Source organism: Bacteroidia bacterium (assembly GCA_041391665.1).
In the GTDB taxonomy this organism is placed as follows: Bacteria; Bacteroidota; Bacteroidia; order J057; family J057; genus JAGQVA01.
The window spans coordinates 585,165-606,907 of sequence record JAWKNO010000001.1 but is presented as its reverse complement, the minus strand read 5'-3'; the positions used below and the strand labels follow the sequence as shown (position 1 = coordinate 606,907).

The following is a 21,743-nucleotide window of genomic DNA, read 5'->3' as shown; positions in this document are numbered from 1 at the left end:
GATTTAGGCCACGAATATCACGAATACGCACGAATATTCTTACAAACACATTTTCGCAAACCACTTTCGTTTGATTATAAATATCCTGGCTAGTTTTAAGGCAAAATCTTAAGTCTGCTCCCATATGCATTTATTAATTTTACCCCCCTCACCGCAATCCATTCCACGGAGCCTGATCATACACCTCCACCAGGTCATATCCTTCTTCTCCCACACAGGGACTTAAGATCGCCAGCAATTTGGCGTCGGTAGTGCCGGCATTAAAGGAGGCGTGAACTTTGTCCGCAGGGATAAATACGCTTTCGCCCGGCGTGAGATATCGTTTTTCTTCGCCGACCCACTGCTCGATTTTTCCCTCGATCACGTAGATGACCTCTTCCTGCAAAGGGTGTTTGTGGAAATTGTGCCCTTTGCCGGGTTTGATATTCACTTCGATGACGACGAGCTGTGTGGCGTTGGTTTTTTCGGGGCCTGCAAGGCGCAGCAGGATTCCCCAGTCGAGGACTTCTTCCTTGCGCTCAGATTGTGTAATGAATGTTTTGTTCATAGTTAATATTCCCTATTTCGTTGTCAATTGTTCTTTTGTGCGCATGTATGCGACGAGGTTGAGTATCTCGGCGTCTTTCAGGTTGCTAAGCAATCCCTCCGGCATCATCGAATAAGGCGACTCCTCCCGCGACTGAATGTCTGATCTGTTGAGGATCACTGCATCCTGTCCCACAACCCGCAAGGTGAGTTGCCGTTCATTTTCTGCTGTGACATTTCCGCTATAAGTACGCCCATCCCGTGTCGTCACAACTACCATTTTATAATCATCCTGAATCTCTCCGCTGGGGTCGAGCAAATTGCCGAGCAGGTAGTCAACGTTCTGCCGGTTGGCGCCGGTAAGGTCGGGGCCAATCGCTCCGCCTTCGCCATACATTTTGTGGCATACGCCGCAGGTTTGCTGAAAAACCCGCTTGCCATCCACCGCATCTGCTGTGCTGATCGCTCTGTCTGAGAGCAGTTTTTTATAGTGGGAATAAGCCACTTCTTTATCTGAAGAAAGTTCGTCCACAGGGCCCCAGGTCTCGACAAATCCATTTCCCACCACACGCCGCAACTGCCGCGCTGCATACGCGGGTATGTCAGATTTGGGGATACTTTTGTCTTTCAGGGCATTGGTTACCATCCAGCCGTATCGCGACCGGGAGGACATGGTTCTGATCACCTCCAGCTTCTCTTCTGAGGAATAGCTACTGTATTGCTGAATCAATAATCTGCCCAAATCTTCTCTGTCGTATGCCGCTACAGCTTTGATCGCTTCGATACGGAGATCTGCGTTGGCCAGCAGTGCAGGTAATGCTGCGGGAAGTTCTTTGCGCTGCCGTGTGGCCAGCGACTGAAGGGCTTTGATTCGCTGGTCTTTGGGCGCCTGGTTGTTTTTGAGTGTGGCCAATGATTGTTGGGCCGCTTCGATATCGCCAAACAGGCGGGCAATTTCCTGTGCCAGCGGGGCAGCATTTTTGTCGGATTTTAATCTGGCATATAAAGCTGGCCAGTGTTCAGGAGCGGTAAGGTCTGTTCGCCCTTCCAGCCCGTCGCGCATACCGGTAAGCAGTTCTGTCTGGTTGCGCGGTTTTTTCTCCAGCCAGGTTATCAGCGTTTCCACTTCATTGGCATCCACGGCCCGTCGCGCAATGGATATATTCACCAGCGGAAGTTTGCTATCGGAAGTGAGCGCAAGCGCACGCGAGGCATCTTCCTGTACCAATGGCTCTACAGCAAACCATACCATCAGCGGGATATTGTGGTCGTCGGCGTCTTCCTGATGTCGGAGCAGGTTTTCAGCAATTTCCCAACGGGAAGCGTGATCGATGCGCTGAAGCGCGGCAGAAAGATAGAGTCGTACGACAGGAGAAGTTTCTGCTTTGGCCATTTGCCCAAATTTTTTCAGTATAGCCGCTGAAGGGGAATGATCTTCACACAGCAACTGCACGGCCCAGGCCCGCACATGTGGGTCTGTATCGCTGAGGGCGGCTGCTTGTTCATTTTCCGACAAATTTCCCGTCACCTGCAATGCCCACATGGCCCTCAGCCGCCAGTCCTGATTGGTATTTTTCTGGTAAATGTCTTTTAAAGTGGTGAGTGCTTCCGCTGCAATTTTTCCTTTTTGTGCGCGGTTTTGGAGAATGAGTCGCGCCCGGCGGGCATGCCATTCGCTTTTGCTGGTTTGCAGAGTGGCGAGTTGTGCGTCTGTCAATTTGTTCAGATCGTCGTACCGCCCGGGCCAGTTTTCTGCCAGAGAATTTTTCGGGGTAATGCGGAAAATTCTTCCGGTTTCTTTGTTGAGCACTTCTGTGCCGCAGATATCTCCATCATGCCAGTCAAGTACATAGATTCCGCCCTCCGGCCCGGTTTCCATGCTGAAACCAATCCACTGTGCATTGTTTGCCAGCAGAAAATCGTCGCCGTGATGCCCCACAAACCCAGAACCTTTGGGTTCGAGAATATCCGACAAAACTGCATGTTCATGGATATTTGCCATAAAAATCCGCCCCTGATGTTCAGGCGGAAAAGCGTCAGACAAATAGATTCTCGCTCCGCCGTGTGCCGATCGGTGCCGGTGGTCGGCGATGGTCTGAATATCATTATAGACATAAGGATTAAAATGCCTGCCACCCTGCCGCATGTAGATGCCGCCGGGAATGACGTGCCAGAGGTGAGGAATCACACAGGCAGAGATAAACATTTGCCCTTTGGCGTCGAAGTCTACGCCCCAGGGATTGCTGAAACCATGGGCTACGACTTCAAAGCGGTCTTTGGTTGGATGATAGCGCCATACACCGCCGTTGATTTCCGTTCCTTCCCCTTCCAGAATATCTTCGGGAAATGGTTCTTTATGTCCGTAGATTTTCCCTTCCCCTTCCGGCTTCCGGATTTTGGAGGGAGTGGCAAACCCTTCGAGTCCGTACAGCCAGCCATCGGGCCCCCAATGGAGGCTGTTGATTGTCTCATGGCGGTCGCGGATGCCCCAGCCGGTAAGGCGAACTTCTATTTTTTCTTTATCAGCGACATCGTCGCCGTTGCGGTCAGGGACAAAGAGCAGGTTTGGCGGAGCGCCGAGAAACAGTCCGTCAAACCCGACGGCTATCGCCGAGGGAAAGGGGATTCCTTCGAGAAATACCTTCCTGCTGTCGGCTTTGCCGTCGTGGTCGGTATCTTCGAGAATCACGATTCGGCTGTCGCCGGAGTTGGAGAAGCCCGTGCCCCGGGATTCATAGTCGCGGTTTTCGGCGACCCATAGACGACCGCGGTCGTCCCAGCAGAAAGCCATAGGCTGAGTCATCATGGGCTCAGAAGCCCATACATTTACCTGGAATCCTTCCTGTATAGTCATTGCCTCCACCGCTTCCTGTGGGGTGAGGAACTTTGCTTCGCGTCCTTCCTGCTTGGCAATTTCCCAGAGGGACGCGGTCGAATACATCGATTCGTCTCCGGCAAACGCCTCCCATAATTGGGTCATCTCAACATCAATGAGTTCGCCCGTATACGCCACCAGTTGGTGCCGGATGACTTCTGTATCTCCTTTTTTTATCGTCCAGTCGCCCATGCGCGCACGGGCAGGGCCAATGCCCATTTGTCCGTCCACCCGCCAGGTCTGCGGAAAACCGGTATTTTCAGGATGGTCGAGAACAGCGATATGAGCCAGATCATCGCGGCCTTCCACCTGCATACCGACGTCCACCCACAAGGCGCGCTGGCCTTCGGCTTTTTCATTTCGCTGGCGGGCGGCATTGACCACTTCACCTGCAATTCCTTCATGCCAGGGCATACGGATAAATAATCCGCCGTAATCGTATTTTCCGATTGTGATATCTGTCTGCGCTTTCCCCTGCCATTCCAGCTCGATAAAAAATTTACCTTCTTCATTGCGCATGGACCAGTTTTGGGTTTCAGTGAGCAAGACATTTCCCGCTTCGTCCAGCATATCGTAAACAGTTTGCCATTTGACAGAAGTACCTTCCGCTTCCACTACGGATGCGGATACTCTTCGCCAGTAGTCACCTTCAGGGTGATGGAAAAAGTCCCGGCCATTTACGCGGGTAAATCCCCAGTATATGCCCGTCTGGTGTTTGTGGTGGCCCGGACTGTACTCCGTGAGTAAGCCTTTCCCATCGGGGGCGACGATCGGGTGAAGATAGGGACGGAAATCGGGCTTCGCATTTTGCGTAAGGATGGGCACAGTCTCACCAGCACGTAAAATGGATATGGTTCCGGCAGCAGTATCCTGTTGGATGTAGAGACTTGTTTCTGCGGTATGCGATTCGGTGGTGTTGGACGAAGTATTATCACAGCCGAAAAAGAACAGGCTTCCGGCAGATAAAAACAATAGGGAGAGGAAAGGGTTTTTCACAGCAAGGGGATTGAGTAGTAATTCCCCTAAGATAAATATTTTTGGAAAGATTCCTTATAGGCATTCCCTATAGGAAGATTATTCCCCCCAATACTCACGATCTCTTTATCTACAAATACAATTTTGTCGCGGTTTACGATGTACGATTTATGTATCTGGACAAAATAGTCGGGCAGTGACTGAAAAGCTTCGGCAACAGATTCACGGGCTACGATTTTCTGATTTTCGAGATAATAGGTCATATAATTTCCATCTTTTTCCAGATACAAAATATCGGAAGGAATGATCCGATAGATTCTGCTACCGCTTTTTATCATCATACAGGATTTGGCCGGCACAGACTCTTCTGTTCTGGCAGTCAATATTTTAAGCATGGTTTTGGAAAACCGTTCCAGACTGATGGGTTTTAGCAGGTAGTCGATGGCTTCGATTTCATAACTTTCGACCGCATATTCTGCATAGGCAGTAGTAAATACTACCATGATTTCCCCGGGAAGAATCCGAGACAGTGAAATACCCGATAAATGCGGCATATTGATATCGAGAAAAACCAGATCTACTGTTTCTCGATTGCAAAATTCGGCTGCCTTCAGCCCGTTTCGGAAGGTTTCGACCAGTTCAACCTGCGGAAAATGAACCAGATAACTTTTTAACAACTCAATCGCCCGGGGTTCGTCGTCAACGATGATCACTTTCATTTGTCCAAATTTCTAGTTTTACCATAAATAATCCGTTTTCCTCTTCAATTTCCAGGCTGTGTCTTTCAGGGTACACGATGCGCAATCGCTCCTTCACCGAACGTATTCCAGAGCCGCCCGATGCTAATTGTCTCATTTCGGGGTACACGGGATTGGTCAGTTCCACATAGAGTGTGTCGGGGTAAGACATATCTATCTTGAGATGGATGGTGGAATGTTGTTCAGGCTCAACCCCATATTTAAATGCATTTTCGAGAAAGGGGATCAGAATGCCGGGTTCGATGGGTTGCAAATCATTATCGCCTTCGATTTCCATGATAAAGGTCAGTTCTTCTTTGTCAAATCGCAGTGCCTGCAGATCGGCAAAACTCTGAATAAAATCAATTTCCTTTCTGAGGGGGACCCGGGGTTGCGACGTTTCATCCACGACATACCGCAATAAGTAAGACAACTTATCAATTGCAGATGCAAGGGTCGGGTTATGTTCCTGATTGACCATGGAAAGAAGATTGTTGAGGACATTAAACAGGAAATGTGGATGTAATTGCGAGCGTAACAGGGCGAGTTCTGCGGTGTTTTTTTGAAGCAATACCTGCTGGCGTTGTTCTTCAGAATATTTCCATACTTTGAAAAGGCCATAAGCGACAGAAGCCATCAGGTAAAAGCCAAATATTCCCATCCATATCCTCCATGTGATCAGAGGTCCCCCAAACACTTTCTGCTGAAGAGAAAAGATATAATAGGTCACAATGGATGCGAACAAGCCCGTCAATCCCCAAAACCATGCAGGCCCCCAAAAACGGTTTCGGTTTGCGCTGGTCAATCGCCAGACTACGGTATAAAATACAATAGCAGAGATAAACACACAGATCGTTAGTTGTGCTGTAAGTCCTCCGTCGCGGACGATACGCACGGTTTCCGTTCCGTTGATAACCTCAATTTCTGTGGATTGAATGGAGAAGCTGGAAACAATCAGCCAGGTGCTGCCGATCCAAAACAAGATATGAATGGCCCATTCAAGTATTCGATTTTTCATAACACCAAGATAAGAAATCCCGGCGGCGGCTTTCGAGTGTTGTTATAAAACCTTTCAAAAATGTGATAAACGATGGATTTTGTAACTTTTGACAAGGCGTTTGTCACATTCTCACCGGGGAGGCGGGTTTCTGGTTTACTTTTGAGTAAATCAATATTTACCCAATGAAAAAATATCTCTTATTAACCGCAACCTCCCTGCTTGTACTGGCGGGATGCCGCTCACAGGTCGGACAGCAGGAAAAACAGCCAGCCGCAGGCGATACCAAATGGGAAGCTGAAATAAATGCTTATGTGCAACAATACCTCGATCTGGATATATTTTCGGGCGTGGTACTTGTGGCTGAGAATGGTGTGCCTGTTTACCAGAAAGCCTTTGGCCTGGCCGACAGAGAGAAAAACATTCCCAATACGCTCAACACAAAGTTCATTATTGGCAGTATGAACAAAAGTTTTACGCAGGTAGTCATCCTACAATTGATCGAAGAGGGAAAACTTGCGTGGGATGATAAAATGGTCAAATATCTGGATGGATTTACCCTGCCGGGCACGGACAAAATCACCATTCGCCATCTGGCCAATCATACTTCCGGTTACGGTGATTATCACAGCCGGGCATTTTTTGACCTGCCATTTGAGCAGAAAAATATCGCCACCGTAACCCAGATTGCACGAAGCATGGAACTCCTCTTTCCACCGGGAGAAGGTGATGAATACTCAAATACCGGATATGTATTGCTCGGGGCGATTATAGAAAAAGTGACGGGGAAAAGTTATGCCGATAATGTAACATCACGAATTGTGGAGCCTTTAGGATTAAAAAACACCTATGTAAAAAATGTAAAATCTGTGCCCGACCGATCTATCGGCTATCTGAAAACACTGGATGGCATGGAGGATAATTTATTTTTTCTCATGGAGCCTAAGCCCGACGGAGGATTTTGGGCTACTGCAGAAGATGTGATGACTTTTTATCTCAATTTTTTCTACGGCGACAAACTCATTCGCCCGAAATCCCGCGAAACAGACGACTTTTTCGAGCAGATAAAACCCATCTATGAAGAGTCTGGCCGGGGAATACCGATAGCAGGCGGATCAAATGGCAACAATACCGTACATCTTGAAATGTTGAAAGACCATATCAGCATTGTAGTTATGGCGAATATGGACGAGCCTGTAGCGGAAAATGTCTGTATGGGGATCTTTCGCATGATCAACGGAAAAGAGCCTGAACCTGCATCCATACCGGCAATGCTGAGTGTGTATCAGGCATATGCCGAACACGGGACTGAATATGTGAAAACAAACTTTGCATCACTTACTCACAATTTCCACCCGTCTGACCCCAAAGATCTGATACTCAACAATATCGGTTACTATTTGCTCAGCAAGAACGAAAATGATCAGGCACTGGATATATTTCGTCTGAATACAGAATTATTTCCAGAGATCGCCAATTGCTGGGACAGTTATGGAGAGGCCCTGCTCAACAAAGGGGACAAAGCCGGTGCATTGGTTGCTTACCGGAAAGCCCTTTCGATCAGGCCAGATCTTCAGTCGGCGAAAGAAGCAGTAAAGGCTTTGGAGTAAGACCTTAGGGGGCGCAATTCAAAATGTCGCCCTACCTTCGGTTTACTTAGTAAATACGAGGTATTCCCAGGGTTTTAGCGTTAGCGGGTTATTGCTGATATTATATTCCTTACCTGAAAAATAATCAGTATACGTGCCGTAGGCATGCTCATTGGTAATTTCAACGGTTTGATTTTCTGCAGAAAGGTTGAAGATGCCAATTACGCGATTGCCCTCTACCTCGCGAACAAAGCCCATTACGTTTTCATTTTCTTCAATTGGTACGGGAAATCCTCCTGCATCGCCCGCCCAGATCGCCGGGTTTTCTTTCCTGAGTTTCACCAGGGACTGGTAGAAAGGCTGATAAGCCATTGAGTCACCCCAGTCGATAGGGTCTTTTTCGAAAAATTCCAGTCTTTTTGAAAGGCCGGCTTCCTGACCATTGAGGATCAGGGGAAAACCATAAGCGGTAAAAACAAGCGTCTGGAATGTTTTGGCACCTTCCCCAAATCTTTCAGACGTGGTACCATTCCAGGAGTTGAGATCGTGGTTGGAAGTATAAGTCATTCGGTAAGCCGTACGACCATATCTGAACATATCATTGTCTATCCACTCCGACAGATCATTGGCGTTTTTTTCACCTTTCACAACTTCTCTCATCAAATATTCATACTCATCGGCGTAGCTCCCATCAAGAATAAAAGTTTCATGTCCACATTCCGCTAACCAGAACAGATCTCTGACAGGGTCCAAAGCAGCCCTCGCTTCCTCCCAGAGATACAATGGTATTTTATCCCCACACCCATGATCCAGTCTGAAACCATCAATACCCAATTCTACCCAGAAACGCATGGCAGCTATCATCGATTTACGCGTGTCAGGGTTTTTATTATCCAGAAGTGCGGTGTCCCACCAAACATCCGTAGGGCTCATAGATTCGTAGATCACTTCGCCTTTTTCATTCCTGATATAGTATTCCGGATGTTCAGTTACCCAAATATGATCTCTTCCAGTGTGATTGGGTACCCAGTCAAGAATCAGGTAAAAGCCCATATCGTGCGCTTTTTTGAGGAGCGATTTGAAATCCTCTATCGTCCCAAATTCAGGGTTCACGGCAGTATAGTCAGAAGGTGCATAGTAGCTGCCCAGGGTTCCTTTTCTATTTGTTTTGCTTATGGGGTGAATGGGCATAAGCCAAAGCACATCCACGCCCAATTTTTTCAGTCTGGGCAGGTGTTCGGCGAATGCATTGAAGGTACCTTCGGGAGTATATTGCCTTATATTTACCTCATAGATGGTCGATCCGGACAATTTGGTGGGGAACGTCTGCTTCTCAGAGGTAGTGGGCAGAGTCGTCGTTTCCTTGTCGGATGGGGTTTGCCGGCAGCCAACTGATAGAATTAGTAGTAGAATAAAGAATGAAAAGCGGTTCATAATTGTTTGTTTTAATACCCTTCAATGTTTTTAAACACGCAATTTTGCGTGTATTTCACATCACACATCTCACTCCCCGCAATTTCCTCATAAAGCGTCAATCTTCCAACTGCCAGAAAAAAATCGTGAACCGACCAGTAATAAGTAAGTTATCTTTCTATTTGAAATTCATTCGTCCTCATGACAATAGTTTTATTACTTACGAATGTCATATAGGTAAAGCAATATGTTCCGGGAAAATCCGTCCTTTTTTTAAAATATTCAGAAGAATGAACATTTATCAAGATAGCTCTAGCCGTATCTCCATGCCAGATATGACTGTCAAAGCCACACATCATTACGCCCAATTGTGAAATGTCAACGATTGTATCCCAAACATCTATATTCTTTTCATTAAAAAACTTTTGTACGACTACTCTACTGTGTAAATACCCTGTTGTGCATACTGCTTCAATTATCATTTCATAAATATTTCTGCTATTTTAAGTACAAAAGTTTGGTCAAAATCTGTACTTAAATTACTCGTCATTGCAATTGCTAAGCCTTCCTCCGGATAAACCAACAAAAAAGAGCGCCCCCCCATTGAAAGCCCACCGTGATGAACATATATTCGTCCTAAACTGTCTTTGTCTTGCCGCCAACCTATGCCATAGTTTGTTTTTTGTCCATTCGACAAAGGTATTGGTGTCCATAATTTTTCAATTGTCGATGGTTTAAGAAATTGATTGTTCAGTAAGTATTGAGACATTAAAACAAGATCATAAGATGTGGAAAGATAACCGCCACCTGCCCAGATGTTTGAATTATCGACGTACTGGCCATTAACTATTTTTCCATTTGATTCATAATAAAACCTTGTCCGATTTTCAACAATTTCACTATTATAATCAGGCACAGTATTTTTCAAATTCAGAGGTGTAAGAATACTGTCATCCATAAAATCTATGAAATTCATCTTTGATGCTCCTTCAATTACGGCACTCAGTAGTACATAACCGTAGGTAGAATAGCTATATTTTGTCCCTGGTTCAAACAGTAATGCATCATCTTTGAAAACACCTATGCTTTCTTCTACTGTTTTATAATTTTTATCACTCAGATGTTCTCCATTTTGAAAATTGTAATGTCTAATACCTGCAGTATGTGCTGCTAATTGACCAACAGTAACCGGATATTTTTTTTCAGGAAAGTAGGGCACATAATCCTGAACATAATCTGATAACTTTAATTGACCGTTATCGATGAGCTTACCAATTGCCAAAGCAGACAGTGTTTTAGATATACTTCCTATCCGAAATTTTGAATTAATTTTTACAGGGGTTTTATTCTCCAGGTCTGCAAATCCAAAGCCCTCTGTCCACAAAATGTCATTCTTTGTCGCCACAGCGATGGAAAGACCAGGAATATTTTTTTCCTGCATCAAGTCGACGACAAGTTTTTGAGATTGACCAATTTCAACATTATAATCTGAGTATTGCACCATTACCCACAACGTTGTAGTTTATCTTTTCATTTCAATCATCCAATGATGACCGAAGGGGTCTTTAATTTCTCCGTGCCAGTAACCATAGTCATAATTTTGCGCAGGATTTAAGATTGTCGCAACAGCATTTAAGGTTTTGCTCAATACTGCATCAACATCATCAACAAATTCTTGCCATCACAAGCATACTGATAAGCAGAAAAAGTATAGTGTGAGTGTGGGATAAATTTTTCAATTGATTTTAAGGCTGTCAAACGGTATTTTTGCCTGGGTATCCCAGAATGCGGAGACATTTACAATTTTCCAGCCCTCGTCGTCTTTTTCCATGATTCTTGTTTCCTGGCTGGTTCGGTAAATGGTTTTTTCCTGATCTGCATTGTACTGTTTCCAAATCAAATAGGCCGATTTTTCGTTAAAAAACTTCACTATAGGCTTTTCTCTTTTTACTACCGGATGGATGATATTTTCTCCATTCTTATAGTATGTTTCAATCCAGTCTTTGCCTTGCGCATTAATTTTTTCCCAACCTACCGCAGCGTCAGCTGAACCGTCGCTGTTATTCCATGCTTGTAAGGCATAGTTTTCATGACTCCAATGTTTTGCCCAGCATTCATAGTTTCCATCAAAAAAGCATTTCGTTTCGCCCTCAATAACATTCATAATGGCTTCTGTTTCTGCCGCCTCGTCAAATAGCGGCTTTTCATTTTGGGGCTCTTTTTTGTCTGATGACGGCTGACAAGCAACCGCTATTACCAACAAGAAACACAGTAGTGAAATCGAATGCTGATTTTTCATATGTATGGTTATTTATCCTTATTACGATTAATGGCTATGCATAGACCATATCTCACATATACTCCATGCAAAGCGCTTGATACACAATCTCTCCAAAAAATATCAATCTTCCAATTGCCAGAAAAAATCTTGAGCATTCAATACGGCTGGGCTGAAGTTACCTGTATTTATCTTTTACAGTTTTTCAATTTCTTCACGGGAAAGTCCTGTTGACTTCATGATTATTTCAATGGGAACCTGATTCTTCTTTAACTCTATCGCTACTGAAATTTTCCCTTTCTCCATTCCTTTTTCAATTCCTTTTTCCATTCCTTTCTCCATTCCTTTCTCCATTCCTTTTTCCATTCCTTTTTCCATTCCCTCTAAAAGACCTTCTGCCCGAGAGGTATCAACGACATTCTTCAAATCTCGATAGTATTTTAAGCTCTCCTCATAGGCATCCTTCTCTTCAGGGGTAAACCGGGCTATCTCTGCTGCTTCAAATAATTTCCCAAATACTTTTTCCTGTAAGGGTCTTATTGTGCCCATTCTCAATGTTTTATGATCAAATAATCATCGATTTTACTCTGTAAAGATAATCATTTCTCAAATCCCGGGTAGCTATTTTTATTATAGATTATTACCGAAACCAGTCAAAATCCACGTACCCGCCGGTCTGCTTGGTGGCATAGTTGAAAAGGCAGAATTTGTTCCCTGTGAAGACCTTCAAATTAAACCGCATGGTTAACGCATCGCCCAAAGGCGTGAATTTTTTATTGTTAAAACTGTACTCAAAACTTGCTTTCGCTGTGGCATTGGAAGCGGTCGTCCGCAGATATATGGTGGATTTACGGGTGCTCACGGAGTCAACTACCTGGCCGTTATTCACCATCACAATGTACCTGGAGCCATTTGTTTGTTTTACGCCAATATAGGCATACGGATCCTGAAATACAGCCAATCCCGCCACATCTCCATCTTTCATATTGTCAATTTCCATCTTCGTTACCGCTACGGTCGGGATCGTCTGGTCGTATTTGGCAAAGGGTCTTTGGGTGAGTGTGTTTCGCGCTTCGGTGAGATTTGACACTACTTTGGCTGTCGTCAATCTTAAATAACCCGGTCTTTTGCTGAGCGACCAGTTTTCGGGGTCGGGGTTGTGGTTCCATCCCCACTGCATGCCCAGGTTTTGTTCACCAAATTCATCTGCGGTGGGAAATGTTGTGACTGGATATGTTTTCCCGACATCGGGTTTTTTGTAAGTAATCACGGCTTTCCCGTCAACGCCGACCATGGGCCAGTCATCAACCCAGGTGACCGGTTGCAGGGAAGGAAAACGGCCAAAAGACCCACTGTCAACAAAAAGCATGGTCCACCATTCGCCGGTCTGCGTTTGTATCAGAGCCCCCTGATGGATGCCAAATGTTACGCCCGGGGTAGTGTCTCTGATCACCACTTTTTGCTCGTAGGGTCCATAAATATTTCTGGAACGCAGCGCGACCTGTATCCCGTCCAGTCCGCCATACGTGCAATACAAATAGTAGTAACCATTGATTTTGTACACGTGTGCCCCTTCAAGTCCTCTGCGAATATCTCCTGTATATACCAGCGAGTCAGGCCCTATGGGAGCAAGGTTTGAATCGACTTCTATAATGGATATTTTATTATAACCCATGGCTACATACATTTTTCCATCATCGTCAAAAAATAACCCCGGATCATAGTATCCTCTGGGCAAGTGAGTGATCTCCCACGGCCCCTCCGCATTTGTGGCGGTACACATAAATCCGCCTTCATCCAGGGTGATAAACAGCAAATAGAACTTTCCGTTGTGATATTTCAGGCTGGTAGCCCATTGCCCGTGCCCGTAGCGGCTGCAACTGTCGAGATCATAACATTTGCTAAAATCAAACCGGGGTACGGCATTGCTGCAGTATTCCCAGTTCACCAGGTCGTGCGATTTGAGGATGGTTACGCCCGGGAAAACAAACATGGTAGTACTCACCATATAGTAGGTATCCCCTACCCGGATTACGTCGGGGTCGGGAAAATCAGCAGGAATCACGGGGTTGGTGTATGTTCCGTCTCCATTATCGCTGTGTACTTTTTGCGCCATCAAATGTATCGATGACAAAAACACATAGACCAATAGGATGAAAGTCCCGCTTTTTTTCATATTTCGAAAGTGAATGGGCGCTAAATGGAAATTCATGGAGATGTATTAGCGGCAAATTCTATTTAAACAACAGCGGGGCAAATTGATACAGATTATTCCTCCAAACCGGCCAGGTATGGCCTCCGGGGTATTCAGAATAGGTGTATTTGATCGCCATTTCATCCAACTTTCCGAGCATAAGCTGGCAGTTTTTGTAGGCAATATCTTCTTTGCCGCCCATCGCAATCCAGAATGATTTGAGATTACTGTTGATCATCGTAGCATTGTTTTTCATGAAGTCGTACTGTACTTCTGCAATGCCGTTTTGCCTGGGGACGATCCAGCCCGAACTAAACACACCGAGGTATGAAAACATGTCTGTGTTTTTTATACCAGTATAAAGCGTATGAAGCCCTCCCATCGATAAACCGGCAAGCGCTCTGTTTTGCGAATCGCCCAACGTACGATAATTTTTTTCGACAAAAGGTATGATCACCTGCTTCAATTCTGACTCAAATACTTTCAATCCGGACTCCCCAAACGGAGATCCCCCGCTGTTGAAATTGGCGTCTGGCATTACCACTAGCATGGGTTTGGCTTTGTCTGCGGCAATCAGATTATCGAGAATAAGATCGGTTTTCCCCTGGGTAGCCCAACCTCTTTCATCTTCTCCACCGCCATGTAATATGTAGAGGACAGGATAAGCTTCGTTTACATTAGCATCATAGCCCGGCGGGGTATAAATGTACATCTGGCGCCATGAACGGGTGACGGAGGAATAATAGTTTTTGATCCTGATATCACCGTGAGGCACATCTCTCAGCGCATAATATTCACCCCCGGCAAAGGGAATCTCAATTCCACTTGCCATTCTTCCCATACCATAAAAGGTCTCGCTTGCAGGGTCTGCAACCGCCACACCGTCGATGAGCAAAGAATAATAGTGAAACCCTTCGCCAATAGAATCTGTGGTTACTGTCCAGTTGCCTTCTGCGTCTTTTACCAAATCATATTTTCTGCCCAGATCGATCTGCACCTTTTTGGCATCGGGCGCTTTCATGCTGAAGATTACCCGGTTGTCTGGCAATATCTGCGGATACTTTGCAGACCTCACATTCGTAGCAGCAGGTGCCCCGGCAACAGGGTATTGGGAGAATGAGGTAATATCTACCGGTTTAAAAATCAATTGAGAGAACATATAAAGCCCGTTTTTCCAGACTTTAAAATCATGTACGCCCGGCTCAATAAAATAGATATGCGGAACATGGTTTTTTTCCAGATAGTCGTGGGTTCTTTTGCTGAAACCGATTAATCGGTCGCTGGCACCGCACGATATCCAAAGCAGTTTGAGTTTCTGTTTTGCTTCTTCAGGATTGGGCACCAATTCTTCCGGCGTTTTTGTATTGGGGGCAGAAGAAAAACCACCCACCCATGCAAACTTATCCAGATTACCCAGACCAAAATTCAGCGATTGACCGCCTCCCATTGACAAACCCGCAATAGCGCGATGTTCGCGGTCTGCTAATACAGGATATTTTTTTTCAATATAAGGGATAAGGTCATAAAGCAGGTCTTTTTCGAAATTGGCGAATGCCTGTACTTTCAGGCTGTCAAAGATATTGCCGGTTGCCCTGTCGTCTTTCATCGCACGGCCATTGGGCATCACCACGATCATCGGCTCAAGTTTGTTTTCTGCGTATAAATTGTCGAGTATCACCTGCGGCTGGCCGCCATTGAGCCATTCCTTTTCATCGCCGCCGATGCCGTGCAGGAGGTACAGTACGGGGTAATTTTTCTTTTTTGTATAGCCCGGAGGGGTGTAAATTAATGCCCTGCGGTTATTGCCCACCGTTTTGGAAGAATAGGTGATGGTATCAATTTGGCCATGCGCAATATCTGCACGAAGGGTATCAAAACCGATTGGGGCTGGTTTTTCAGCATTTTGGCTGTATGCTGATACAAAAATCATGGCTGCAATAGATATCAGTAGCCGTTTCATAGGAATTGTAATTAGTAGTAATAGCTTTTGATCACAATAATATTAGGGGTTTATTTTTTATAAAACCATTTCCATCAGTTTGTTGATGGTGTTGAGATTTCTTGCAGTCATGGTAACTGCCGGAAATGCTTTTCCCATTTTTTCCACCAGTTTTGAGCGGCCAATGCCATCCGGAGTATGAAGATATAATACCTGATCTATCAGCATATAGGCCTCTGATTCTATTTTGAGGGAATCCAGCAACTCGTAATTAACATCCTGCGGCACTTTGTCGCAAAAGAAAAAATGAACGGTTTTGCCTTCGCTGGTTTTATAGGGGTTGTTGGCCACCGCCTGCGCGAGTTCGTTCTTGCTTAAAATGAATACATAAGGTTTGAAGCCAAATCTTTCTTCTATCACGCGACCCACTTCATCTTCCGGTTTTGTCGGACTTTGAAAAACGACATTGCCGCTCTGAATATATGTTTTCACATGAGTAAAACCTTCCGATTCCAACAGTTTGGTGAGCTCTTTCATGGGGACAATATGATTGCCACCCACATTAATGCCTCGTAATAATGCAATCCAGGTTTCCATGAGGCAAATGTATATGTTTTAAGAAATTTAAGTTGTGTTAAATTTTCATTACTTTTTTAGTTACCTGAATATCCCCCTTCTTATCAGTGATTAGTAGATAATATATCCCTTTATCAAAGGCAGATAAATCAATCGTATTATTTTCCACATTGATTTGCAATTCCTGTCCTAATGAATTGTATAAAGCCATTTTAATCTTCTGGGATGGATAATAGCTTGTGATTTTTATTTTATCTGTAGTGGGATTGGGGAATACTGAAAATAATTTTTCTATTCCATCAATATGTTCTCCAGTTGAATAAAGATTAAGTACTTCTCTATTAGTCAAAGCACAATCGTAAATTTTAACATCATCCATTGCGCCATAAAATGCGCCATACAGAGACCCCGAGTAGTAAGCTCGCCCAATATCCACATAATCAATATCAGTAACATCACCTCCTCCCTGAGAAAACAGTTTGCCGGCAACAAACAAACCATTTAAGTAGAGCTTCAGGGAATCGCCAGTACATACCGCAACAAAATGGTTCCAATTACCCGATGAAGGTGCTGCATATTCAATATTTTCGACACTATTCCCTGTGGTTCTCACTGCCAATTCAATATTTCCTGAGCTGTTTTTTGCCTTAAATCCTATAGCTGAAGTGCTGCCAGTTGTATTTTTTCTTTGAATAAAGATATGACTTTCATTAAATGTTCCCCCGCCTTGTCCATCTATCCTGCCCCATGCAGCAATCGTAAAGGTGGTGGTTAAGATGATAGGATTATTGCTGTTCAACTCAATATAAGAGCCGGTACCATCAAAAAAGTAAGCACCATTAGCATTTCCATTTCTGTCATTAGTCAAAGTAGCGCCGTTAACAATCCCATGATAATTATTTCCGCTTGTATCCTGGGCATTTGCATTAAACTGGTAATCGGCTATTATACAGTCTTGTGCCAGAATATGTCCACTGAATAAACATACCAGTCCAACTTTAAAGTATATCTTTTTCATAACTATTAATAAATTAGTGTATCATAATTATTACACCTTTCAGCAAAAAATCACACAGGCATTTATCGTCTTTATGTACAAGGTAGGTTTTATATATAAAAATGGGAAGGGTTCCTATGTTAAATATTATAGTTTATATCTATGAGTTCATAAGATTTATAGATAAAAACTATTGATAGGATTGTTGTAAATTGCTTTCCTGAATAATATAACAATACCCACAATGGAAAATAACCCACATAAGACAACCTCAACCAACGGAGAAAGCAAGTGCCCGTTTTCTGGTGGAGCACTCAGGTACACCGCCGGCTCAGGCACATCAAACCGCGACTGGTGGCCCAATCAGTTGAAACTGAACATCCTGCGTCAAAACTCTTCCCTGTCCAATCCGATGGACGAAGGGTTTAACTACGCTGAAGCGTTTAAGAGCCTGGATCTCGATGCTGTGAAGCAGGATCTCTTCGATCTGATGACCACCTCCCAAAGCTGGTGGCCTGCCGACTACGGTCATTATGGGCCATTTTTTATTCGTATGGCATGGCATAGTGCAGGTACTTACCGTATCGCCGATGGCCGCGGAGGAGCAGGCTCTGGTACCCAGCGCTTCGCGCCACTCAACAGTTGGCCTGACAATGCCAACCTCGACAAAGCGCGTTTGCTGCTCTGGCCGGTCAAACAAAAATACGGCAATAAAATATCGTGGGCCGACCTGATGATCCTCGCAGGTAACTGTGCGCTAGAATCAATGGGCTTTGAGACCTTCGGTTTTGCAGGTGGTCGTGAGGATGTATGGGAACCCGAGGAAGACATCTACTGGGGTGCTGAAAGCGAATGGCTCGGAGACAAACGTTACACCGGCGACCGGGAACTCGAAAACCCGCTGGGCGCCGTTCAGATGGGTCTGATTTATGTAAATCCTGAAGGCCCTAACGGAAACCCTGATCCGCTTGCAGCCGCCCGCGACATTCGCGAGACTTTTGGCCGCATGGCAATGAATGACGAAGAAACCGTAGCCCTGATTGCAGGCGGTCATACTTTTGGCAAAACCCATGGCGCGGCCGATCCCAACCAATACGTGGGACGCGAACCCGCAGGCGCGACTATCGAAGAGCAAAGCCTTGGTTGGAGAAATTCCTTTGGCAGCGGTAATGGCGCCTATACAATTACCAGCGGACTGGAAGGTGCATGGACTACCACGCCGACAAAATGGAGCAACAACTTTTTTGAAAATCTGTTTGGCTTCGAATGGGAACTGACAAAAAGCCCTGCCGGTGCACAACAGTGGACACCCAAAGGCGGTGCCGGTGCTGGTACAGTACCTGATGCACACGATTCGTCAAAAAGCCACGCGCCATTTATGCTCACGACTGACCTCGCGCTTAGGATGGATCCTGTCTATGAGAAAATCTCCAGACGTTTTTACGAAAATCCTGATGAATTTGCAGATGCATTCGCACGTGCTTGGTACAAACTGACGCACCGCGATATGGGGCCCATTGCCCGCTACCTCGGCAAGGAAGTTCCTGCGGAAGTACTGATCTGGCAGGACCCCGTACCGGCAGTTAATCATAAACTGATCGACGATCAAGATATTGCCTCTCTGAAAGGCAAAATTCTTGCCTCAGGCCTGTCTGTGTCTCAGCTGGTATCTACCGCATGGGCATCTGCATCCACTTTCCGCGGTTCTGACAAACGCGGTGGCGCCAACGGCGCACGTATTGCGCTTGCTCCGCAAAAGGATTGGGAAGTCAACCACCCGGGCCTGCTGGCAACTGTATTGGAAAAACTTGGTGACATTCAAAAAGAATTTAACAGCGCGCAGTCCGGCGGTAAGCAGGTTTCTCTCGCCGATCTGATCGTGCTGGGCGGATGTGCAGGTATTGAGCTGGCGGCAAAAAAAGCGGGGCATGAGGTTACAGTACCTTTTACCCCCGGACGTACAGACGCTACGCAGGCGCAAACCGACGTGGAATCATTTGCCGTGCTCGAACCGGCAGCAGATGGTTTCCGCAATTATCTGAAGTCCAAACACCGCGCTCCTGCTGAAGAAATGCTGGTGGACAAAGCGCAACTACTGACGCTGACAGCGCCCGAAATGACCGTGCTCGTAGGCGGTATGCGTGTCCTGAACACCAATTTTGGCCATTCCCGCCATGGGGTATTTACCAAACGTCCCGAAGTGCTGACCAACGACTTCTTTGTCAATCTGCTCGATCTGGGTACAACCTGGAAAGCGACTTCAGATTCACAGGATGTATTTGAAGGTCGCGATCGCGCTACAGGCGAAGTAAAATGGACAGGATCACGGGTTGACCTTATCTTTGGCTCTAACTCTGAGCTGAGAGCTATCGCAGAAGTCTATGGAAGCGCAGACTCTCAGGCAAAGTTTGTGAAGGATTTTGTCGCTGCATGGAACAAAGTAATGAATCTGGATCGCTTTGATCTGGCTTGATCTTGTTCTGTCTTAAAATAATGGTTAAAAGGAAAGAGGTGGTCTGGTAACAGGCCACCTCTTTTGTTTTTAGGTTTTACACAATCGCGCTCCTACCTTATGATCAACTTCCGGGTTGACTGCGACGAACCTGCAATTAGTTTGACGATATAGATTCCCTCACTCAAACCGGCCATGTGAAGGGTGGTAACCACACCCCCTGATATCTGCTGACCGGCCATTAACTGCCCCACGGTATTATACAGCTCCAGGCGGAATCCTTCTTTGAAATTCATCGCATCTACGGAGAATGTACCATTGTTGGGATTGGGGTAAATCAGAATCTGCGCACGGAGGATATCATCTGCAATGCCTACCCGGCTTCCGACAACCACACTCAGCGTATCTGTACATCCGACAGAGTCGGCAATAAACACGGTGTATTCTCCCGCTGTGAGGCCGGTTGGATCTTCATTGGTTCCGGCACCATTGTTCCAAACGAAAGTATAAGGTGGAATACCACCACTAACTGTCAGGTCAATAGAGCCATCGTTTCCGACAAGTTCATCTTCTGATGTAGCTGTAGCATTGAAGGTAATACATGTATTGGTGAAGTGCCCGTTGATAAGAAAATCAGTAGCTTCACCATTGCGAAAGGGAGCCCAGCCACCGCCTACAAACTCATAGGTTCTCCGGGAAATTGGCCCTGCAGTCTCGGTCCCCACTACGATCGAATCACTGGGAGCTACCTCCCAGCCAATATAAACCCCTCCTGCGCTGATAGTCACCGGGCTGGGTAACACAATCGTCTTCCAATTATTGAGCGGATCTCCGGCATATGAGTCAAACCAGGAGGACAACAAAGTGCCGGGAAGGCCGTTGGTTCCATCATCGGCATATATATTCAGCACCACTGAACCATGATTACTGGGGTTAAATGTGCCCTGTGCCAAAAATAAGCTGACAGAGTCAAGGGTTAACGGATAAAGCGGAGGCTCTATATGGATTGCGCCTCCCCCACCGCCTTGCCAGCTGATAACCCCATCCGGAGGGCTTTGGGTAGCATAGGTCAGCGTAGCCGGCCCCGAAAACAGGTCCACCACGTTTATTTCCGCGGTGAGTGTATTATTGGACGGGTTGATATCTCCAGAGTTGTAAGTGATTGTTCGGACAGTATACTGATCGGGAGGAAGAGGCGGAATACTAAAGGATATGGTATCCGTTACTCCGCTTGCCAGACCGGCAGCTACTGTCTGGTTGTTTGCGTAAACCAGGCTGTTATTTAAACTGCGGATTTCTACGTTTACAGTTGTTGCCGCGGATAGTGGTGTGTTTCCTTTGTTGGATATACCGGTAGAAAAATCAATGGTTCCGGCCATGGAAAAAAATGTGCCTTTACTCTCTGCATTCAGAGACCATGCAGGTGAGGCATCCTGAACCTGGAAAGTTACGGGGTGGGGATATTCAAACTTAATCGAAAAATTGGACGAAGGAACCACATCCTGGTAAACCATAAGGCCGATGTTTCCCGTAATATTTTCCATTCCGACAACAAGGTCACTTGCACAATTTGCCGTATTGCTGAAGTTGGCAAAATCTGCGGTCTGGTAATTGTAAGTAATACTGCTGTCAGCCGCCGAAAGCACAACCTGAAAAGTATTGGATCCGGCATAGTCAGGGTTTGCATTCTTCCAGTACGGTACATTGATATAGCTGACAATAAATCTGTTGTTGGCCACATCGTTGTAGTACCAGACTTCCCCCGGGTTTGTGCTGCCCGCCAGATTAAGGTCGCACATCATCGGGGCTAGCAGGTTATCAGCTACGCCTCCCTGCGTGGGAATAGTCGGAAAACAATGCGCAACATTACCCGGATTATTAAAACTAATCCAGCCATTTGACCCGATCTTCACCTGGTTGTAGTCTGACCAGTAGTAATGAAAATTCATTCCCATATTAATTGGTCCTACGGCATTGTCATCACCCAGGCCGGTCACCTGTGTGCCGACTGCCGTAATATCGACCCACTGATACGTAGGGCCATTGGGATCATTGCTGTTGTACCACTGATAGCCATAGGCATCAGGACCACCCGTCGTTTGGGCGAAAGCCGGAACGACAATAAGTATGGTAAATAAAAACGTAAATAAATTTTTCATACGTGAGAGTTGATAATGCGTTTCTTATGCTCCAAAA

At 45.7% G+C, this 21,743-nt stretch carries 16 protein-coding genes; 2 read left to right on the top strand and 14 right to left on the bottom strand.

The genetic code is table 11. The features are described from left to right. Positions 1 to 148: 148 nt before the first annotated feature. Genes R3D00_02420 through R3D00_02405 form a run of 4 tightly spaced genes read right to left on the bottom strand, consistent with a single transcriptional unit; the run spans position 149 to position 6,130 of the window. Positions 149 to 547, bottom strand: coding sequence for a cupin domain-containing protein (locus tag R3D00_02420; protein MEZ4772008.1), 399 nt, complete (start codon positions 545 to 547; stop codon positions 149 to 151). 12 nt (positions 548 to 559) lie between these two features. Further along, complete coding sequence (locus R3D00_02415; GenBank protein ID MEZ4772007.1) at positions 560 to 4,396, bottom strand: DUF6807 family protein; 3,837 nt, start codon at positions 4,394 to 4,396, stop codon at positions 560 to 562. A gap of 26 nt (positions 4,397 to 4,422) precedes the next feature. Then, the gene (locus R3D00_02410) at positions 4,423 to 5,094 is read right to left on the bottom strand and encodes a LytTR family DNA-binding domain-containing protein (protein MEZ4772006.1); all 672 of its coding nucleotides are present in this window, start codon (positions 5,092 to 5,094) and stop codon (positions 4,423 to 4,425) included. Then, positions 5,075 to 6,130, bottom strand: coding sequence for a histidine kinase (locus tag R3D00_02405; protein MEZ4772005.1), 1,056 nt, complete (start codon positions 6,128 to 6,130; stop codon positions 5,075 to 5,077). The genes R3D00_02410 and R3D00_02405 overlap by 20 nt, the downstream gene beginning before the upstream one ends. 164 nt (positions 6,131 to 6,294) lie before the next feature. Between R3D00_02405 and R3D00_02400 the strand changes: the two genes are divergently transcribed. Next, on the top strand, positions 6,295 to 7,719 hold the full coding sequence (locus tag R3D00_02400) for a serine hydrolase (GenBank protein MEZ4772004.1): 1,425 nt from the start codon (positions 6,295 to 6,297) through the stop codon (positions 7,717 to 7,719). 42 nt (positions 7,720 to 7,761) lie between these two features. On the opposite strand, the gene R3D00_02395 is transcribed toward R3D00_02400, so the two are convergent. From R3D00_02395 to R3D00_02355, 9 genes are all read right to left on the bottom strand, one after another. Next, positions 7,762 to 9,132 carry an alpha-amylase family glycosyl hydrolase gene (locus tag R3D00_02395; protein MEZ4772003.1) on the bottom strand — a complete coding sequence of 457 codons (1,371 nt, stop codon included), beginning with the start codon at positions 9,130 to 9,132 and terminating at the stop codon, positions 7,762 to 7,764. 149 nt (positions 9,133 to 9,281) lie between these two features. Beyond that, complete coding sequence (locus tag R3D00_02390; GenBank protein MEZ4772002.1) at positions 9,282 to 9,593, bottom strand: hypothetical protein; 312 nt, start codon at positions 9,591 to 9,593, stop codon at positions 9,282 to 9,284. After that, positions 9,590 to 10,615, bottom strand: coding sequence for a serine hydrolase domain-containing protein (locus tag R3D00_02385; GenBank protein ID MEZ4772001.1), 1,026 nt, complete (start codon positions 10,613 to 10,615; stop codon positions 9,590 to 9,592). Before R3D00_02385 ends, R3D00_02390 begins: the two co-directional genes overlap by 4 nt. 231 nt (positions 10,616 to 10,846) lie before the next feature. Beyond that, complete coding sequence (locus R3D00_02380; protein ID MEZ4772000.1) at positions 10,847 to 11,410, bottom strand: hypothetical protein; 564 nt, start codon at positions 11,408 to 11,410, stop codon at positions 10,847 to 10,849. 174 nt (positions 11,411 to 11,584) lie between these two features. Further along, a complete protein-coding gene (locus R3D00_02375) occupies positions 11,585 to 11,938 on the bottom strand; it encodes a PD-(D/E)XK nuclease family transposase (protein ID MEZ4771999.1) in 354 nt (117 codons plus the stop codon). Between the two features lie 91 nt (positions 11,939 to 12,029). After that, positions 12,030 to 13,601, bottom strand: coding sequence for a glycoside hydrolase 43 family protein (locus R3D00_02370; GenBank protein ID MEZ4771998.1), 1,572 nt, complete (start codon positions 13,599 to 13,601; stop codon positions 12,030 to 12,032). Between the two features lie 22 nt (positions 13,602 to 13,623). Beyond that, positions 13,624 to 15,543, bottom strand: coding sequence for an alpha/beta hydrolase-fold protein (locus R3D00_02365; protein MEZ4771997.1), 1,920 nt, complete (start codon positions 15,541 to 15,543; stop codon positions 13,624 to 13,626). 57 nt (positions 15,544 to 15,600) lie between these two features. Beyond that, a complete protein-coding gene (locus R3D00_02360; GenBank protein ID MEZ4771996.1) occupies positions 15,601 to 16,119 on the bottom strand; it encodes a DUF1697 domain-containing protein in 519 nt (172 codons plus the stop codon). 37 nt (positions 16,120 to 16,156) lie between these two features. Continuing rightward, entirely contained in the window at positions 16,157 to 17,116 is a 960-nt protein-coding gene (locus tag R3D00_02355; GenBank protein ID MEZ4771995.1) for a LamG-like jellyroll fold domain-containing protein, read from the bottom strand. Between the two features lie 223 nt (positions 17,117 to 17,339). Here R3D00_02355 and katG point away from each other — a divergent pair, with 223 nt between their 5' ends. After that, the gene (gene katG, locus R3D00_02350; GenBank protein MEZ4771994.1) at positions 17,340 to 19,568 is read left to right on the top strand and encodes a catalase/peroxidase HPI; all 2,229 of its coding nucleotides are present in this window, start codon (positions 17,340 to 17,342) and stop codon (positions 19,566 to 19,568) included. A gap of 92 nt (positions 19,569 to 19,660) precedes the next feature. Here the strand turns inward: katG and R3D00_02345 are convergent, their stop codons facing one another. Beyond that, positions 19,661 to 21,706: a T9SS type A sorting domain-containing protein gene (locus R3D00_02345; GenBank protein ID MEZ4771993.1), complete on the bottom strand. Its 2,046-nt coding sequence runs from the start codon at positions 21,704 to 21,706 to the stop codon at positions 19,661 to 19,663. Positions 21,707 to 21,743: the final 37 nt, after the last annotated feature.

Coding starts and splice junctions, on each gene's coding strand:
- R3D00_02345 (MEZ4771993.1), bottom strand. CDS start 21,706: ATGAAAAATTTATTTACGTTTTTATTTACCATACTTATTGTCGTTCCG.
- R3D00_02355 (MEZ4771995.1), bottom strand. CDS start 17,116: ATGAAAAAGATATACTTTAAAGTTGGACTGGTATGTTTATTCAGTGGA.
- R3D00_02365 (MEZ4771997.1), bottom strand. CDS start 15,543: ATGAAACGGCTACTGATATCTATTGCAGCCATGATTTTTGTATCAGCA.
- R3D00_02400 (MEZ4772004.1), top strand. CDS start 6,295: ATGAAAAAATATCTCTTATTAACCGCAACCTCCCTGCTTGTACTGGCG.
- R3D00_02420 (MEZ4772008.1), bottom strand. CDS start 547: ATGAACAAAACATTCATTACACAATCTGAGCGCAAGGAAGAAGTCCTC.
- R3D00_02375 (MEZ4771999.1), bottom strand. CDS start 11,938: ATGGGCACAATAAGACCCTTACAGGAAAAAGTATTTGGGAAATTATTT.
- R3D00_02370 (MEZ4771998.1), bottom strand. CDS start 13,601: ATGAATTTCCATTTAGCGCCCATTCACTTTCGAAATATGAAAAAAAGC.
- katG (MEZ4771994.1), top strand. CDS start 17,340: ATGGAAAATAACCCACATAAGACAACCTCAACCAACGGAGAAAGCAAG.
- R3D00_02380 (MEZ4772000.1), bottom strand. CDS start 11,410: ATGAAAAATCAGCATTCGATTTCACTACTGTGTTTCTTGTTGGTAATA.
- R3D00_02385 (MEZ4772001.1), bottom strand. CDS start 10,615: ATGGTGCAATACTCAGATTATAATGTTGAAATTGGTCAATCTCAAAAA.
- R3D00_02410 (MEZ4772006.1), bottom strand. CDS start 5,094: ATGAAAGTGATCATCGTTGACGACGAACCCCGGGCGATTGAGTTGTTA.
- R3D00_02405 (MEZ4772005.1), bottom strand. CDS start 6,130: ATGAAAAATCGAATACTTGAATGGGCCATTCATATCTTGTTTTGGATC.
- R3D00_02360 (MEZ4771996.1), bottom strand. CDS start 16,119: ATGGAAACCTGGATTGCATTATTACGAGGCATTAATGTGGGTGGCAAT.
- R3D00_02390 (MEZ4772002.1), bottom strand. CDS start 9,593: ATGATAATTGAAGCAGTATGCACAACAGGGTATTTACACAGTAGAGTA.
- R3D00_02395 (MEZ4772003.1), bottom strand. CDS start 9,132: ATGAACCGCTTTTCATTCTTTATTCTACTACTAATTCTATCAGTTGGC.